General features: G+C 67.4%; 17 protein-coding genes, 1 tRNA gene and 1 pseudogene. 9 read left to right on the top strand and 10 right to left on the bottom strand.

From position 1 onward, the window contains the following. Positions 1–44: 44 nt before the first annotated feature. Positions 45–1031: an alpha/beta fold hydrolase gene (locus OHS03_RS29905; RefSeq protein WP_056821914.1), complete on the top strand. Its 987-nt coding sequence runs from the start codon at positions 45–47 to the stop codon at positions 1029–1031. A gap of 208 nt (positions 1032–1239) precedes the next feature. Here OHS03_RS29905 and OHS03_RS29900 read toward each other — a convergent pair whose 3' ends face one another. From OHS03_RS29900 to nth, 4 genes are read right to left on the bottom strand one after another with little or no spacing between them, the layout of a single operon-like run. Beyond that, positions 1240–2433, bottom strand: a complete 1194-nt coding sequence (locus OHS03_RS29900) for a MarP family serine protease (protein ID WP_063004595.1) — start codon at positions 2431–2433, stop codon at positions 1240–1242. After that, the gene (locus tag OHS03_RS29895; RefSeq protein ID WP_328658670.1) at positions 2430–3158 is read right to left on the bottom strand and encodes an NUDIX hydrolase; all 729 of its coding nucleotides are present in this window, start codon (positions 3156–3158) and stop codon (positions 2430–2432) included. The genes OHS03_RS29900 and OHS03_RS29895 overlap by 4 nt, the downstream gene beginning before the upstream one ends. A 40-nt stretch (positions 3159–3198) precedes the next feature. Next, positions 3199–3849, bottom strand: coding sequence for a TlpA family protein disulfide reductase (locus OHS03_RS29890; protein WP_328658668.1), 651 nt, complete (start codon positions 3847–3849; stop codon positions 3199–3201). After that, positions 3846–4604, bottom strand: coding sequence for an endonuclease III (gene nth / locus OHS03_RS29885; protein WP_328664474.1), 759 nt, complete (start codon positions 4602–4604; stop codon positions 3846–3848). Before nth ends, OHS03_RS29890 begins: the two co-directional genes overlap by 4 nt. Positions 4605–4771: 167 nt before the next feature. On the opposite strand from nth, the gene OHS03_RS29880 reads away from it, so the two are divergent. After that, complete coding sequence (locus OHS03_RS29880) at positions 4772–5014, top strand: hypothetical protein (RefSeq protein WP_056821920.1); 243 nt, start codon at positions 4772–4774, stop codon at positions 5012–5014. A 145-nt stretch (positions 5015–5159) separates the two neighbouring features. Next, positions 5160–5834, top strand: coding sequence for a Crp/Fnr family transcriptional regulator (locus OHS03_RS29875; RefSeq protein ID WP_040703546.1), 675 nt, complete (start codon positions 5160–5162; stop codon positions 5832–5834). Positions 5835–6003: 169 nt separating this feature from the next. Here OHS03_RS29875 and OHS03_RS29870 read toward each other — a convergent pair whose 3' ends face one another. Genes OHS03_RS29870 through sp36 form a run of 3 tightly spaced genes read right to left on the bottom strand, consistent with a single transcriptional unit; the run spans position 6004 to position 7433 of the window. Continuing rightward, entirely contained in the window at positions 6004–6798 is a 795-nt protein-coding gene (locus OHS03_RS29870; protein ID WP_328658666.1) for an MBL fold metallo-hydrolase, read from the bottom strand. Between the two features lie 9 nt (positions 6799–6807). Then, complete coding sequence (locus tag OHS03_RS29865) at positions 6808–7269, bottom strand: RidA family protein (protein ID WP_056821924.1); 462 nt, start codon at positions 7267–7269, stop codon at positions 6808–6810. A 2-nt stretch (positions 7270–7271) separates the two neighbouring features. Beyond that, the gene (gene sp36, locus OHS03_RS29860; protein ID WP_101464811.1) at positions 7272–7433 is read right to left on the bottom strand and encodes a Sp36 family protein; all 162 of its coding nucleotides are present in this window, start codon (positions 7431–7433) and stop codon (positions 7272–7274) included. 59 nt (positions 7434–7492) lie between these two features. Here sp36 and bagA point away from each other — a divergent pair, with 59 nt between their 5' ends. Beyond that, entirely contained in the window at positions 7493–8530 is a 1038-nt protein-coding gene (bagA, locus tag OHS03_RS29855; protein WP_328658664.1) for an ATPase BagA, read from the top strand. Next, positions 8527–9660, top strand: coding sequence for an ATPase BagB (bagB, locus tag OHS03_RS29850; RefSeq protein WP_328658662.1), 1134 nt, complete (start codon positions 8527–8529; stop codon positions 9658–9660). Before bagA ends, bagB begins: the two co-directional genes overlap by 4 nt. A 113-nt stretch (positions 9661–9773) precedes the next feature. Here bagB and OHS03_RS29845 read toward each other — a convergent pair whose 3' ends face one another. Then, entirely contained in the window at positions 9774–10097 is a 324-nt protein-coding gene (locus tag OHS03_RS29845) for a WhiB family transcriptional regulator (RefSeq protein ID WP_056821932.1), read from the bottom strand. Positions 10098–10469: 372 nt separating this feature from the next. Here OHS03_RS29845 and OHS03_RS29840 point away from each other — a divergent pair, with 372 nt between their 5' ends. Then, entirely contained in the window at positions 10470–12848 is a 2379-nt protein-coding gene (locus OHS03_RS29840; protein WP_328658660.1) for a penicillin-binding protein, read from the top strand. A gap of 48 nt (positions 12849–12896) precedes the next feature. On the opposite strand, the gene OHS03_RS29835 is transcribed toward OHS03_RS29840, so the two are convergent. Beyond that, positions 12897–13361: a GatB/YqeY domain-containing protein gene (locus OHS03_RS29835; protein ID WP_328658659.1), complete on the bottom strand. Its 465-nt coding sequence runs from the start codon at positions 13359–13361 to the stop codon at positions 12897–12899. A 122-nt stretch (positions 13362–13483) separates the two neighbouring features. Here OHS03_RS29835 and OHS03_RS29830 point away from each other — a divergent pair, with 122 nt between their 5' ends. The 3 genes from OHS03_RS29830 (at position 13484) to OHS03_RS29820 (ending at position 16151) form a co-directional block, all read left to right on the top strand. Then, positions 13484–14446, top strand: a complete 963-nt coding sequence (locus tag OHS03_RS29830; protein WP_056821935.1) for a metallophosphoesterase — start codon at positions 13484–13486, stop codon at positions 14444–14446. Positions 14447–14456: 10 nt separating this feature from the next. Then, a complete protein-coding gene (locus OHS03_RS29825; protein ID WP_328658657.1) occupies positions 14457–16010 on the top strand; it encodes a DUF8017 domain-containing protein in 1554 nt (517 codons plus the stop codon). A 67-nt stretch (positions 16011–16077) separates the two neighbouring features. Further along, positions 16078–16151, top strand: a tRNA-Pro gene (locus OHS03_RS29820). A gap of 128 nt (positions 16152–16279) precedes the next feature. Here OHS03_RS29820 and OHS03_RS34805 read toward each other — a convergent pair. Further along, positions 16280–16405: pseudogene (locus OHS03_RS34805) on the bottom strand (site-specific integrase); the annotation flags it as partial. Positions 16406–16692 lie beyond the last annotated feature (287 nt).

Raw genomic sequence — 16692 nt, 5'->3', positions numbered from 1 at the left:
GGCCCGGTCGCAACAGCCGGACCCGCCCACTAGGCTCGATCGGCGTGTCGGCTAACTCATTCCCGGATCCCTCCAGCGTCCGTTTCGACGGACCGTGGACCCACCGGGACGTGCACGCCAACGGAATCAGATTCCATGTCGTCGAAGCCGACGGTACGGACCGCTCCGAGGCGCCCCTGGTGCTGCTTCTGCACGGTTTCGCCGACTTCTGGTGGTCGTGGCGGCATCAACTGACCGCGCTCGCCGACCACGGGTACCGCACCGTCGCGGTGGACCTGCGCGGCTACGGCGACACCGACAAACCACCGCGCGGCTACGACGGGTGGACCCTCGCCGGTGACATCGCCGGACTGATCCGGGCACTCGGACACACCGAGGCCACACTCGTCGGACACGCCGAAGGCGGACTGGTCTGCTGGGCCACCGCGGTGCTGCATCCGCGACTGGTCCGCTCGATCGCGCTGGTCAGCTCGCCGCATCCCGCCGCGCTGAAGAGCGCTGTCCTGCGCGATCCGGCGCAACGTGCGACCTGGTTACCCGATTTCCTGCGGTATCAGCTGCCGCGCTATCCCGAGAACCTGCTTACCCGGCGTGGTGGAGCCGAGGTCGAACGGCTGCTGCACGATCGGGTCGGTGAGCCCTGGTCACGCAGTGCGGAATTCGTCGAGACCGCGTCGCGGATGCGCCATGCCATCCGGATTCCGGGGGCAGCGCACAGTGCGCTGGAATATCAGCGCTGGGCCTTTCGCAGTCAGTGGCGGCCCGACGGTAAGCGGTTCATGGCCACGATGCGCACGCCGATCGACATTCCGGTACTGATGTTGCGCGGCGAGCACGATCGGTATCTGTTGGATGCCACATTCCAGCGTGGCGAGGTGTGGTCTCCACATCGGACGCTGGTGTCGATTCCCGATGCCGGGCATTACGCGCATCAGGAGAACCCGGGCAGGGTCAACGAGGTGCTGACAACGCGCTGGCGCGAGCAGAACGGGGTGAACGGGTCGCCTTATGACGACCTGGTCTCTCCGTAAGTTGGAGCTAGGGCATATCGGGTTTGACCGGGTCCTGGTTGCTGGGGGTTGTGTTTTTGGAGCGCTGGCGCGCTCGAGCGGGGCCCCTGAGGCCCCGATCTTCCCTCCCTGCGGGTACTCCTTCGTCGCACCCTTCGGTCAGTCCAGATCGGGGCGGGCCCCTTGGGTAGAGACATACGGGGTGAACCCGGCCCGGGGGAGGGGATGATCAGGTCAGGACGCAGGCGCCGGTGTTCACCGGGGCGCTGCTCGGGGCTGCGGCTTTCAGTTCTGAGGCGACTTCGTTCAGGGTGAGCACGTAGCCCGTGTCGTCGTCGGTGACGGCCGCGCCGAAGACCACGCCGAGCAGTTGTCCCTCGGCGTCGACCAGTGGTCCGCCCGAGTTGCCGGCGCGGACCTGGCCGCGGACGGTGTACACCTCACGCTCGACGGTGCCGTCGCGGTGGATGGTCGGGCCGGTGAGGTCGAGGGTCTCGCGCACGCGAGCGGCGCTGGCCGTGTACGGCCCGCCACCGGGGTAACCGAGCACGATCGCGCTCTCGCCCGAATCCGCGGGCTCGGGGGCCTGTTTCAGGACCGGAGCGGTGAGCCCCGGTACCGCGAGGACCGCGATGTCCTTGGACGGGTCGAACAGCACCACGGTGGCGTCGAGCGCGCCACGGGCGGTGTCGACCGACACGGTGTTGGTGCCAGCGACGACGTGCGCGTTGGTCATCACACGTTCCGGCGCGACGACGAAGCCCGAACCCTCCAGCGCCCGCTGGCAACTCGGTGCCGTGCCGCGGATGCGCAGCACGCTCTGCTGCAACGAGGCCGCCACCGGGCTCGCCAGTACGGACGGATCCGGTGGTTCGACGGCGGCGATCGGCGCGCGGCCGAACGGGCCGATCACATCGGGCAGACCGGATGTGTCGAGCAGCCTGGAGAATTCGTTGGGTACCTTGCGCAGCCAGTCCGGCGCGACGGAGTTGACGTCGGCGAGAACCTTCGACCCGTTGATCGCGGCGGCGACCGCGGGTTGGGACGCGGTAGCCAGCGGCAACGCGAGCAGCCAGGCCGCGACCAGCACGGTCACCGCCTGCAACATCGCACCGACGACGCTGTCCACACTGCGCGCGACCGGCTGACGGATGCTGGTGCGCGCGGCCCGGCCGAGCACCATGCCCGCGACCTCGCCCACGATCACCAGCAGCACGATCAGCAGGATGCCGCCGAGTACCCGACTGCGGCCCTCACTGAGGTGTTTGAGGATGTGCGGTGCGATCAGAATGCCCGCGACCGCGCCCAGCGCGACGCCGAAGAACGCCAGCGCCGACGCCACCGCGCCTTGCCGCCAGCCGGTGGACGCCGCGACCAACGCGATCAATACCACCGCGATATCGAGCCATACCGAGGCGCTCACAGGGTCATTCCGACCGCAGCCAGCGAGCTCTCCAGGTCACGCACGTCGCCCCGATCCCAGCTTCTTTCCCACCCAGCGGATTTGATGATGCCGGCGAGGATACCGCCGGTGAGTCCCCACACCAGCATGCCGTCGACCTGGAACGCGGGGCTCTGGTAGCCGAGACTGCCACGCACCATGAATCTGTGTGCTGGATCGAGCAATTCGGCGAGCGGCACACGCACGACACGCTCGGTTTCGCCCTGATCGACGACGCGGACCGCGCTGGGTGCCCGCCAATAGCCGAGTACCGGAGTGACGTCGAATTTCGACGGCGGCACGAACAGCTTCGGCAGCAGCGCGAACGGATCGACACCCGAGGGGTCGAGACCGGTTTCCTCGGCTGCCTCGCGCAGCGCGGTGCCGACCGGGCCTCCGTCGCCGGGATCCTCGGCGCCGCCGGGGAACGCGATCTGGCCGCGGTGCTGGCGCATCGTCGAGGCGCGCTGGGTGAGCAGGACGTCGGCGTCGGCGGGCACGCCGCCGGGGGCCGACTCGTCGGCGTCGGGCGAGCCGCCGAACAGCACGAGGACGGCGGCCTGGCGTGGTTTGCCGGTGATCGACATGGCCCGGCGTAGTGCGCGGGAGGTAGCGAGGGTGTCGTCGGCATCGGGGCCGCCGGTTCTGGTCGCGGTGCGCAACCAGGGGGGAATGCCGGAATCGTCGAGCCTCGCTACATCGTTCACGCCATCGCCTTCGATCCGCACGCCACCATTACGTCCTCTGTCATACCGTTACACCGAGCTTCGCGGCTACCGTATCCGCGATGTCGGCCACGTCGGCAAAGGTACGCACCTCCACACTCGCGATGGTGCCATCGGCCCGCACCAGTACCGAAACGGGCAGGACCGCGGGCGCACCCACCGCGCTGCGCACCGCGGCTTGCGGATCCTCGACACCGGGCAGGGTGATGCCGAGCCCGCTCAGCCGCGACAGTGCCTTCGCCTCGTCGGGATCGCTGTGCACGGTCATGACCGTGAGTTCCGAACCTGCCCGCTGCGCGAATTCCTGCAGGTGGGGCAGCTCGATGGCGCAGGGGCCACACCAGTAGGCCCACAGATTGAGCAGCGCGGGCTTTCCGCCGAGGGCAGCCGCGAGATCGACGGGCTTTCCATCGGCCAGACAGCTCAGCGTGAGACCGGCCAGGGGACCCGACCCGGTCGCCGTCGCGGTCGCCGGTGCCGGGCACGGCGCCGACCCCGCCGCTGCTCGTTCCTCGGCCGACACGCCCGACGCCTGTCGCGATGTCTGCGAAACGGTGCCTGCGGTCTCGGCGCCCTCACGCGGCCACAGCGCGACCGTGGCCGCCGCGACCAAGATCACCGCGGCGAGCACCCAGCGCAACGCGGGCCGCCGCAGCAGCGAGGGTTCGCTCACAGGCCGACCATATTCAGCAGGTGTTCGCGCTCGGGCCCCTTCACCAACTCCGCGGCCACCGCAGGATCGGTCGGGCCGAGTCCGAACGAGGGGCAGTCGGCAGCGAGCACGCACGCGCCACAGGCCGGTTTGCGCGCATGGCACACCCGGCGCCCCTGGAAGATCACCCGGTGCGAGAGCATCGTCCAGTCCTTGCGCTCGAACAGCGCGCCGACCACGTGCTCGACCTTGACCGGATCTTCTTCGTCGGTCCACTTCCAGCGGCGCACCAACCGCCCGAAGTGGGTGTCGACGGTGATGCCAGGAACATCGAACGCGTTGCCGAGGATGACGTTGGCGGTCTTGCGCCCGATGCCGGGCAATTTCACCAATTCGTCCAGAGTGTGAGGCAACTCACCGTCGTATTTTTCGATCAGCGCCTGGCCGAGGCCGATCAGCGAACTGGTCTTGTTCCGGTAGAAGCCGGTGGGCCTGATGTATTCCTCCAGCTCCACCCGGTTGGCCTGCGCGTAGTCGTAAGCGCTGCGGTACTTCGCGAACAGGGCCGGAGTGGTGAGGTTGACCCGGACGTCGGTGCACTGGGCGGACAGGATCGTCGCGACGGCCAGTTCCAGCGGAGTGGTGAAGTCGAGCTCGCAGTGCGCGTCGGGGAACGCCTCGGCGAGCGTGCGGTTCATCCGACGTGCGCGGCGAACGAGTCCGATCCGCGTTTCCGCAGCTATCGCACGGTTCTTACGCTTGCGGGCGGCGGTGATGCCGGTGGGCGCGGCGGCCGTTTCCACGGCCGGATCGGCATCGCCCGCGGCGGCGGGGGCAGGGGAAACGGGCACTGCTTCACCATACGGAACCACTACGACAACATTGCCCGGCCAGTTTGCCCGCTGTGTTCCATCTGAGACCTGGACCGTGTTTACTGCCAGTCATGCAAGGACTCGCTGTGGTGCTCTTCCCAGTGCTGTTGATGCTGTTCGCGCTGGGGATGGAGCGGGTCGAGAATCGGCTCCGAAAGCTTCTCGAACCCGACGAAGAGGTTCAGCAGTACCTGGACAACGCAAGCAACGCCGAAGTGAAAGAGCTGACGAAGCTCGGCCTGCCCGCCGCCGTGGCGCGCGTGCGCAAGCGCCGTTCCCGCACCTCCGAATTGGATGTGGCCCGGGCAAGCTGACCGATAGATAAACGATCGATTCTCAACGCGCAATCCACTCTTTACGTGGTGTCTGTCACTGCGGTGCCGGAATGCCGCGTAGACTGCGCGGTTGGTCGATTCGCTCGACCAGGTTCGCAAGCCATATCCCATAAGGAGCACATTCGTGGACGAGGCCCTCGCCAGAGCAGGCATCTTCCAAGGCGTCGAGCCCACCGCGGTGGCCGCGCTCGCCAAGCAGCTGCAGCCGGTAGATTTTCCGCGCGGCCACGTCATCTTCAACGAGGGCGAACCCGGCGATCGGCTGTACATCATCACGACGGGCAAGGTGAAGATCGGCCGACGGTCCCCGGACGGCAGGGAGAACCTGCTGACCATCATGGGGCCGTCCGACATGTTCGGTGAACTGTCGATCTTCGACCCGGGCCCGCGTACCTCGACCGCAACCACGGTCACCGAGGTCCGCGCCGTGACGATGGATCGCGACGCTCTCAAGTCGTGGATCGATCAGCGCCCCGAGATCGCTGAACAGCTGCTGCGCGTGCTGGCACGACGCCTTCGCCGCACCAACAACAACCTCGCCGACCTGATCTTCACCGACGTGCCAGGTCGCGTCGCCAAGGCGCTGCTGCAGCTCGCACAGCGTTTCGGCACCCAGGAAGCGGGCGCGCTGCGCGTGACCCACGACCTGACCCAGGAAGAGATCGCCCAGCTGGTCGGTGCTTCCCGGGAAACCGTCAACAAGGCGCTCGCCGACTTCGCTCATCGCGGGTGGCTGCGGCTCGAGGGCAAGAGCGTGCTGATCTCGGATTCCGAGCGTCTGGCACGTCGCGCTCGCTGACGTTCTGACACACGGCCGTCCCGGTACGACGGGACCGCGTCTGCGTGTGGGCTGCGAGGAGAGGGCCTCGTCCACACCAGCGCGGTTTCGTCGTGCCGGGACGTCTGCGTTGTCGCCGTGACACGACTCGATCGCCGAGCGAGCAAGCGCGTCGGCGATCGAGTCGGTATCAGTTCTGTTCGGCCCGCAGATATTCCAGCTGCGCCTGCACGGAACTGCGTGCGGCGGGCCACAGCCGTTTGTCCACATCGGCGTACACCTTGCGGACCACCGCCAGGGCGCCCGCGTCGGAACCCAGTTCCACCAGCGCGGCCCGCACCTGATCGAGCCGCTCACGCCTGTGGTCGAGGTAGTACTGCACCACCGGTACCGCATCGGGATGATCAGGCCCGTGCGCGGGCAGCAATGCCTTGCCCGCGCCCAGCTCACGGAGCTTTTCCAGCGACGCGAGGAAGTTCGCCAGCGCACCCGGCGCGGATTCGAGCACCGTGGTGCCACGGCCGAGGACCGTGTCACCGGTGAGCACCGCGTCGTCGAGCAGCAGACTCACCGAATCGGTGGTGTGTCCCGCCGTGCCGAGCACCGTGATCCCCACACCGGCGACCTCGATGACCTCGCCGTCGGCCAACGGCACGACCGCACCGCGCAGGTACGCCGGATCCACCGAACGCACCGGCGTCCCGGTGGCCTTCACCAGGTGATCGATACCGCCGGTGTGATCGTGATGGTGATGGGTGATCAGGGTCAGCGCGATCCGGCCGCCGGTGGCCTCGACGATGTCGGCGGTGTGTTTCCTGTCCTTCGGTCCCGGATCGACGACCACGTAGGAGTCGCTGTCCGGGCCGCGCAGCAGCCAGGTGTTGGTTCCGTCGAGCGTCATCTGACCGGGGTTGTCGGCCAGAAGTACCGATGCCGTCGGGGTGACCTGCCTGACCTGGCCGTACGCGGGATGTTCTGATGCCATGACGGCTACCTATCCGACCTCGACGATCAATTCCACCTCGACGGGCGTGTTCTTGGGCAATTCCGAGACGCCGACCGCCGAGCGCGCGTGCACGCCCGCCTCGCCGAACACCTCACCGAGGAACTCCGACGCGCCGTTGATCACGATCGGCTGATCGCCGAACCCCGGCGCCGAGGCGACGAATCCGACGACCTTCACGACCCGCACCACCTGGTCGAGTCCGACCAGATCGTGCACGGCGGCGAGCGCGTTCAACGCGCACAGCCGAGCTGCCTCCTTGGCCTGCTCCACATCCACCTCGGCCCCGACCTTGCCGACCGCCGACAATTCACCGTCGACGAAGGGCAACTGACCGGAGGTGTACACCAGCGAACCGGTGCGCACAGCGGGGATGTAGGCCGCGACAGGAGCGGCGACCGGCGGCAGCGTGACACCGAGCCGGTCGAGCGCGTCCTTCCACGCGGTGGCCACGGCTACTTCTGCCGCTTCAGGTAGGCGACGTGCTGTTCGCCGGTCGGTCCTGGCAGCACCGAAACGAGCTCCCAGCCGTCGGACCCCCACTGGTCGAGGATCTGCTTTGTCGCGTGCGTCAACAGCGGCACGGTCGCGTACTCCCACAGGGTGACTTCACTCATGGTGTGAGTTTAGGGCTCACCCCGAACGCCTGGGAGAAACGGGTTATAGGCTCGGCGACGTGGGAGCACCAACAGTAGAGCCGGTTTCGTCGGTTCCCGAACCGTCGACCGGATGGCCACAGCGCGCGGCCGAGGCCCGCTTGCACTACGTGACCGGCAAGGGAGGCACCGGCAAGTCGACCGTTTCGGCCGCACTCGCACTCGCGCTCGCCGCGGGGGGACGCAAAGTGCTGCTGGTCGAGGTCGAGAGTCGCCAGTCCATCGCGCAACTCTTCGACCGGCCACCGTTGCCGCCCACCGAGACCCTGATCGCCAGCGCCGACGGCGGTGGCGAGGTGACGGCGCTGGCTCTTGACATCGAGTACGCGTTCCTCGAATACCTCGACATGTTCTACAACCTCGGCTTCGCGGGGCGGGCGATGCGACGGATGGGCGCCATCGAGTTCGTTACCACCATCGCGCCAGGTCTGCGCGATGTGATCCTCACCGGCAAGATCAAAGAATGCGTGGTGCGGGTCGGTAAGGACGGCAAGCCCGCCTATGACGACATCGTCGTCGACGCGCCGCCGACCGGCCGGATCGCCGGGTTCCTCGACGTCACCACGGCCATGGCCGAGATCGCCAAGGGCGGCCCGATCGCCTCGCAGGCCGAGGGCGTGTCCAAGCTGCTGCACTCCGATCAGACGATGATCCACCTGGTGACGCTGCTCGAGGCGCTGCCGGTGCAGGAGACCGCCGACGCGATCGCCGAACTCACCGCCGACGATCTGCGGATCGGCACGGTGATCGTCAACCGGGCGGCCACCGCCGAGCTCACCCCGGCCCAGCGCGACGCGGTCGTGGCGGGCGAACTCGACACCACCGCCGTCGCCGCCGGCCTGACGAAGGCCGGCATCACCCTGTCCGAATCCGACTTCGACGGCCTGATCGCCGAAACAGTCGACCACGCGACGGTGCTCACGGCACAGAACGTGAGTGCCGCCGAACTGGCGCAGATCGATATCCCCCAGCTGTCGCTGCCCGCCCTCGGCGACGGCATCGACCTGGGCGGCCTCTACGAACTGGCCGAACAGCTATCCGCGCAGGGAGTCCGATGAGCGAGCACGTTTCCACCCCGCCCTTATTGGACGTTTCGAAGATCATCGCCGATCCGAACGCCAAGGTGATCGTGTGCTGCGGGTCCGGCGGGGTCGGCAAGACCACCACCGCGGCCTCGATCGCGCTGCGCGCGGCGGAATCGGGTCGCAAGGTGGTGGTGCTGACCATCGATCCGGCGCGCAGGCTGGCGCAGTCGCTCGGCGTGGCCGAGTTGGACAACAACCCGCAGCGCGTGGAACTCGGTCCCGAGGTGCCCGGCGAGCTGCACGCGATGATGCTGAACATGCGCCGCACCTTCGACGACATGGTGCTCGAGCACACCAGCGCGGACAAGGCCGAGCAGATCTTCGCCAATCCGATCTATCAGACGGTGGCGTCCTCGTTCGGCGGCACACAGGAATACATGGCGATGGAGAAGCTCGGCCAGCTGGCCGCGCGCAAGGAGTGGGACCTGATCGTGGTCGACACTCCCCCCTCGCGCAACGCGCTGGATTTCCTCGACGCGCCCAAACGGCTCGGTACCTTCCTCAACGGCAAGATGATCCGGTTGATCATGGCACCGGGGCGCGGTGTCGGCCGGATCGTCACCGGGGCGATGAGCCTGGCGATGCGTGGAGTCTCGACCATCGTCGGTGGGCAGATGCTCAAGGACGCCTCGACGTTCCTGCAGTCGCTGGAATCGCTGTTCGGTGGGTTCCAGGATCGGGCCGAGCGCACCTTCGCGATGCTGTCCAAGCCGGGCACCCATTTCCTGGTGGTCGCAGCGCCGGAGCCGGACGCGCTGCGCGAGGCGTCGTTCTTCGTCGACCGGCTGTCGACCGAGAAGATGCCGCTGGCCGGTCTGGTGCTGAACCGGACCCATCCCGCGCTGTCGGAGCTGTCCGGCGATCACGCGCTGACCGCGGCGGACCAGCTGGCCGGTTCCGACCCGCTGATCGCCTCCGTGCTGCGCATCCACGCCGATCGCGTGTCGACGGCAGCACGGGAGCGGCGGCTGCTGCATCGGTTCACCGGGGCGCATCCGCACGTGCGGATCGTCTCCGTGACGGCGCTGCCCTTCGAGGTCTCGGACCTCGAAGCGTTGCGCGCGGTAGGCGATCAACTGACAGGTACTCCGGCTTCGGCCTGACTGATTCAGACAAATCCGCTATAGCTGACAATCCGGTAACACTCACGAACGGCGCCGATTCCGCAAACCATGCGGTCTCGGCGCCGTTTGTGATAGCGGTCCGGTCTCGTCGGCTAGATGGCCACCTGGTGCTGCCGCTGGGCGTTGAAGAACTCCGCCCACGACGTCACGTCGGGATGCTGTTTGAGCAGCGCACGCCGCTGTCGCTCGGTCATCCCGCCCCACACTCCGAACTCGACCCGATTGTCGAGCGCATCGGCGCCGCACTGCATCAGCACCGGGCAGTGCCGGCAGATCGTTGCCGCCTTGCGCTGCGCCGCACCGCGAACGAACAGCTGATCAGGGTCCACTTCCTTGCATCGCGCCTGGGCAACCCAAGCGATCCTTGCCTCGGCCTGCTCTACATCCAGTCGAGCGATGGGGGTTGTGATGTGCATTTGATGTGCCCCTTTGCAGTCCGAACACCGTTGTGCGGCGCTCCAGAATCGCGAGCGCGGATCACAGCAACCCAACTACCGCTGCGGCCCGCACCACATTCCACTTTGAGTGTTAGCTCTATCACACTGGGTTCTCAATCTAGGTAAAGGTATGGCGGTTACGCAAGACCGCCCCCCGATTTTTTGGTACGGGCGTCCATTCAAATCGGGTCAGAACCGCGCAGTAGTGCTGATCACCGGCGTGGCCGGTCGCGACACGCCGATGTGATCATTTTGTTGACACGCCCGAGCAACCCCCCTGGCACCGCCCGGACATTCCCCGTCGAGCAGCACAGCCGTGAACCTCACCACCCCACCCTCTAGTCTGGGATCGTGCCGATCACTCAAACGCTCGCGAGGCTGGCCGGCAGCTGCGCGCTGGCCGCCGTGCTTGTCGCTGGGCTGTTGTTCCCCATGGCCGGTGGGTTCGGATTCATCTCCAACCGCGCCGCCGATGCCGTCGACAATGTCTCAGCCGAACTGGTGGAGGGCACCGTCCCCGCCGTTTCCACCATGGTCGACGCGAACGGGTCGCCCCTAGCGTGGCTCTACGAGCAACGCCGCTTCGAGGTGCCGAGCGATCGCATCTCCAACAACATGAAGCTGGCGATCGTGTCCATCGAGGACAAGCGCTTCGCCGACCACAAGGGCGTGGACTGGCAGGGCACGCTGCGCGCGTTCCTCACCAACACCTCCTCGGGTGCGGTGCAGCAGGGCGCGTCGACCCTGGACCAGCAGTACGTGAAGAACTTCAACCTGCTCGTGGTCGCCAAGACCGATGCCGAGCGCCGCGCCGCGATCGAGACGACACCGGCGCGCAAGCTGCGCGAGATCCGGATGGCGCTCACGCTGGACCGCGAGCTGTCCAAGGACGAGATCCTCACCCGCTATCTGAACCTGGTGCCCTTCGGCAACGGCTCCTACGGCATCCAGGACGCCGCCCAGACCTACTTCGGCGTCGACGCGTCCGAGCTCACCATCACCCAGTCGGCGATGCTGGCGGGCATGGTGCAGTCCAGCTCCAAGCTGAACCCCTACACCAACGTCGCCGGCGTCACCGACCGCCGCAACACCGTGCTCGACACGTTGATTCAGAACATCCCGCACCGCGCCGAGGAGTTCCGCAAGGCCAAGGCCGAACCGCTCGGTGTGCTGTCCGAGCCCAAGGGTCTGCCGCGCGGCTGCATCTCCGCCAACGACAAGGGCTTCTTCTGCGACTACGCGCTGCAGTACCTGGCCGAGGCCGGGATCAGCCGCGAGCAGATCGACAAGGGCGGCTACCTGATCAAGACCACGCTCGATCCGGTGCTGCAGGAATCGGTGAAGCGTTCGGTGAACGAGCAGGCCAAACCCGACCTCGACAACATCGCCGAGGTCATGTCGGTGGTCGCGCCCGGTCAGGATTCGCACCCCGTTCTCGCGATGGCGTCGAGCCGCACGTACGGCCTCAACCGCGACGCCAACGAGACGCTGCTCGGCCAGCCGTACTCGATGGCCGGTGACGGCGCGGGCTCGATCTTCAAGCTGTTCACCACCGCCGCCGCGATGGAGAAGGGCCTCGGTATCGCCGCCCAGGTGGATGTACCGGGCACCTACGCGGCCAGGGGCATGGGCTACTCGAATTCGCCGGGTTGCCCGGCCGACTCGTGGTGTGTCAAGAACGCGGGCAACTACCCGGGGTCGATGTCGGTGACCGACGCGCTCGCGACCTCGCCCAACACCGCCTTCGTGAAGATGATCCAGGACGTCGGCGTCGCCTCGGCGGTGGACATGGCCGTGCGCCTCGGCATGCGGTCCTACACCGATCCCGGCACCTCGGGGCACGGCAACGCGAGCCTGGCCGACCACATCAAGAACAACAACATGGGCTCGTTCACCCTCGGCCCGTTCGCGATCAACCCGCTCGAACTGTCGAATGTGGCCGCCACGCTCGGCTCCGGCGGCAAGTGGTGCCCGCCCTCGCCGATCAAGGAAGTCGTCGACCGCAGCGGCAAGGCCGTTCCGCTCACCCAGCAGGCCTGCGAGCAGGTGGTGGACCCGGGCCTGGCCAATACCCTCGCCAACGCGATGAGCAAGGACGACGTCAGCGGTACCGCCGCGGGCGCGGCACGTGCCGCCGGGTGGGCAGCGCCGATGTCGGGCAAGACGGGTACCACCGAGAGCCACCGTTCCTCGGCGTTCCTCGGGTTCACCAACGCGCTGGCATCGTCGGTCTACGTCTACGGCGACAGCCCGACCCCCGGCGAGATCTGCTCGTTCCCGCTGCGCAACTGTGGCGCCAGTGACGCCTCCGGCCTGTTCGGCGGCAACGAACCGGCCCGCACCTGGTTCAACGCCATCAAACCGTTGATGGACCGATTCCCGCCGCCGGGGCTGCCGCCGGTGGACGACAAGTACGTCCGTGGCGCGAACAACTCCCAGGTCCCCGATGTCGCGGGCAAGTCGCAGGGCGAGGCCACCTCGATCCTGTCCGGCGCGGGCTTCCAGGTCTCCGCGGTGACGGGGGCAGGCTCGCAGCCCAAGGGCACGGTGATGGGCAGTTCGCCGAACGGCTCGGCCATTCCGGGCTCGGTGGTCACGATCTACATCAGTGACGGGACCGTGCGGGTGCCCGCGCCGACGACTCCCCCGCCCGCCGCGCCCGCACCGGTGATTCCGGGGCTGCCGCAGATTCCGCGCCTGCCACCGATCCCCATCCCGGTGCCGCGCTAGTCACACGACAAAGGCCGCCGTCCGAATCGGACGGCGGCCTTCACGTTTTCAGAGCCTGGCTTTGACCGCGGCGGACAGTCGCGAACCGTCGGCCTTGCCGTCGGCGAGCGCGGTAGCGGCCTTCATGACCTGGCCCATCTGCTTCATCCTCGGGCGCTCACCGATTTGCTCGGCGACCTCGGCGATCGCGGTGTCGGCGATCTGGGCCACCTCGGCGTCGTCGAGCTGAGTCGGCAGGTACTCCTCGATGATCTGTTGCTCGGCGCGCTCGTTCGCGGCCAGTTCACCGCGACCGTTCTGCTCGAAGATCACGGCCGCTTCGTTGCGCTTCTTCGCTTCCTTCTGCAACAGCGATACGACATCGGCATCGGCGAGTTCGTGCGCCTCCGTACCGGAGACCTCGGAAGTCTGGATAGCGGCGAGCAGCATCCGCAGGGTCGCGAGACGCAGTTTGTCCTTGGCTTTCATCGCGGTGGTCATATCCGCGCGCAGCTTGGCTTTCAGTTCCGACATGCGGTTTACCGTAGTCGTTCGCTGTGTGGAGTCCCATCACATTTTCGTCGCGACGGAAATTCCAGACCGTTTGTGCGGAAACACACGCGCCGATCCGGGAGGGGGTCGCCTATGCTGGGCAAATGCCCGTTATCTCGACGTCCGCTGTCCGCCGAACCGCGTTGGGAGCCGCAGGGGCCGCCGTCGCAGGCATCGGCTACGCCACGCTGATCGAACGGAACGCGTTCGTCCTGCGTGAAGCCACGATGCCGGTGCTCGCGCCCGGTTCGCCGACGTTGCGCATTCTGCACGTCAGCGACTTGCACATGATGCCGGGCCAGCAGCTCAAACAACAGTGGCTGCGCGAACTCGACCGCCTCGAACCCGACCTGGTCGTGAATACCGGCGACAATCTCTCCCATCCCAAGGCCGTGCCCGCCGTGGTGCAATCCCTCGGTGCGCTGCTGGCTCGACCGGGCTTGTTCGTGTTCGGTTCGAATGACTATTTCGCGCCGGTGCCGAAGAATCCGCTGAAGTATTTCAAGAAAGATCACCGTCGCGTCTACGGCGATCCGCTGCCGTGGAAGGACCTGCGGGCGGCATTCACCGAACGCGGCTGGCTCGACCTGACCCACACCCGGCGCGACCTCGAGGTGGCGGGCATCCGCATCGCCAGCGCCGGCGTCGACGACCCCCACCTGCAGCGCGACCGCTACGACACCGTCGCGGGCGCACCGAACCAGTTGGCCCAGCTCAGCATCGGTGTCACGCACTCGCCCGAGCCACGCGTGCTCGATCGCTTCGCCGAAGACGGCTACGACCTGGTGCTGGCCGGGCACACCCACGGTGGGCAGCTGGTCGTTCCCGGTTACGGCGCGCTGGTCACCAACTGCGGCATCGACAAGTCGCGCGTGAAGGGCGCCTCCCAGTGGGGCGCGCACACCCAGCTGCACGTCTCGGCGGGCATCGGCACCTCCCCGTGGGCGCCCTACCGTTTCTGCTGCCGCCCCGAAGCCACGCTGCTGACATTGGTCGGCTCCCAGCCCAAGCGGCCCTCCGCCGATACCGGCTTCGGCATTTCCACCTCGGAGGCCGTAGCCCGCTAGGGTCGCGACCGTGAGCAGTGGATCCGACGACAGGCGCGACGACCCGACCGTATTCGGCGGCCCCGGCGCACCGAACCAGCCCGATCAGCAGTGGCAGCGGCCCGGTTCGCCGGATCCGGCTACGGAACAGCCGAATCCTGGTACGCCTGATCCCACCGCGGTCTGGACGCCGGGCAGCACCGGCCTCCCACCGACCCTGCGGTGGGACGGTTCCGGCCCGCCACCCGGGCTCCCCGAACCGACGCAATGGGCACCGGCGGGTCCGCAGGATTGGCAGGATTCCGGTAACCCTGCCGCGGGACAGCAGGTTCCGCAGCCAGGACAGGCCGATCCCACCCAGCTGCGTCAGCCGGCGCCCTGGCCAGGCGCGAATCCGCCTGTGGGTCAGCCGGGTTCGAGTCAGCCGTGGCAGCCCGGTATGAATCCGGCTGCCGGACAGCCTGGCCAGCAGTGGCATCCCGGAGGCCCGCAGCTGAGTGGCCCGGTCGGCGCCAATTTTCCAGGCGGCCAACCTGGTTCGAATCAGCAGTGGCAGCCGGGCATGAATCCGCCTGCCGGACAACAACCTCCGGGCCAGTGGGGCGCGCCCGTACCTCCTACTCAGCAGTGGGGCGCGCCCGCCGGTGGTGGACAGCAACAATGGGGTGCAGGCGGTCCGGTGAATCCGCCCGGTCAGCAGCAGTGGGGCGCACCGAGTTGGCAGCAGCAGGCGCCGCAGCAGCAATACGGTGAAATCCCCCCGCTCGATCACCGTGGCGTCCAGTCCTACGGCCAGCCCTTCCCTCCCGATCAGAAATCCGGCAGCAAGGCGGCGATCTGGGCCGCGGCAGGCGTGGCGGCGCTGCTCCTGGTCGGCGGCACGATCACCGCGGTCGTGCTGACCCGAGGCGACGACGCACCGAACACCACCGCGGGCGCCACCCCGTCGATGGTCAGCGCCCTGTCCACCACCCCGGGACCGTCCTCGTCGAGCAAGCCCAAACCCAGCACGACCACCCCCTCCCCCCCGGGCGCCGCGTCGAACCGCAAACCTCTCATCGACGGCTACCAGGTAGTCGCCTCCCCCGACCGTGGCGCCGCCTACGACGTCCCGGCGGGATGGAAGGTCGCCACCGAAACCACCATCGGCGGCGTCGGCGAACCCCCCGGCGACTCGGTGGTCGGCAAGGGCTACGCCTCCGACGGCCGCGACTACTGCCCCAACTCCACCCGCACCATGTCGCTGCTCACCGGCTCCAAGAACGCCGACAACGCCGCAGCGGGCGCCGAACTCGGCACCAAGGCCGCCCCCCTCGCGTACCAGGGCTCCAAAGGAACCCCCGGCCCCGCCCAGCCCTTGAAGTCGATCGACGGCAGAACCGAGGGCATGTTCACCGAGACCACCGGCACCGTCCCCGCCCCCAAACCCGGCTGCGCCGCCACCTACTCCGTCTACACCTACGCCTTCAAAGGCGCCAAGGACGGCAGCTTCGTCATGGTGATGATCGCCGACACCGGTGTCCCCGGCGCCATCGACGCCGCAGAAGCCAAGCGCATCTTCAGCACCATAAGATCCCTCGACTAGTCCCCGCCTGACCAGCCAATTTAACGTTTCCCGACCCCGCGTTGTAAGCTACTTCAGGTTCGCCTCACGGGGTGTGGCGCAGCTTGGTAGCGCGCTTCGTTCGGGACGAAGAGGTCGCAGGTTCAAATCCTGTCACCCCGACGTGTTGGTTGAGACACCAAAAAGCCTCTGACCTGGTTTTCTAGGTCAGAGGCTTTTTGCATTGCACCCGCAGTAAGGGGCTGGATCGGCGCCTTGTACGCAGGCTGTACGCAGCGCGATTTCTCCGGTCAGCCTGCGGCGCGTTTTCGAGCAGCCAGTGCCGCCGCGTTGAGTGCCTCGGCGACGGCCTCCAGATCGTCCGGAAACAGATCCGCGTACGTATCAAGGGTGAGCGCAGCCGACTTGTGCCCGACCGGCCGTCATGGATATGCGGGCGACCCAGCTTCGGTTCGCGCCCGCTCGAAACCGTGGCCGTCGACTTGCGGGGCCCCGGCTGGGTCTCGCCCTGGACGCGGTGACGCAACGTCCGCTCCGAAACCCAAGACTGCGGATCAGAGCCGACCAACATCACCCGCGCTTGGGCGACGGCACGGTAGTGCTCGGCGAACATCAGCGGTGGCTGCCACTCCGGCGGTCGCCACCCCAGGTACCGGGCCGCGGTGATCCTGGTCGGGACAACCCACTTCTCGCCCGGCTGGAC

The sequence above is a fragment of the Nocardia salmonicida genome (assembly GCF_036142455.1).
Lineage (GTDB): Bacteria > Actinomycetota > Actinomycetes > Mycobacteriales > Mycobacteriaceae > Nocardia > Nocardia salmonicida.
This window is presented reverse-complemented; position numbering and strand designations above follow the sequence as displayed.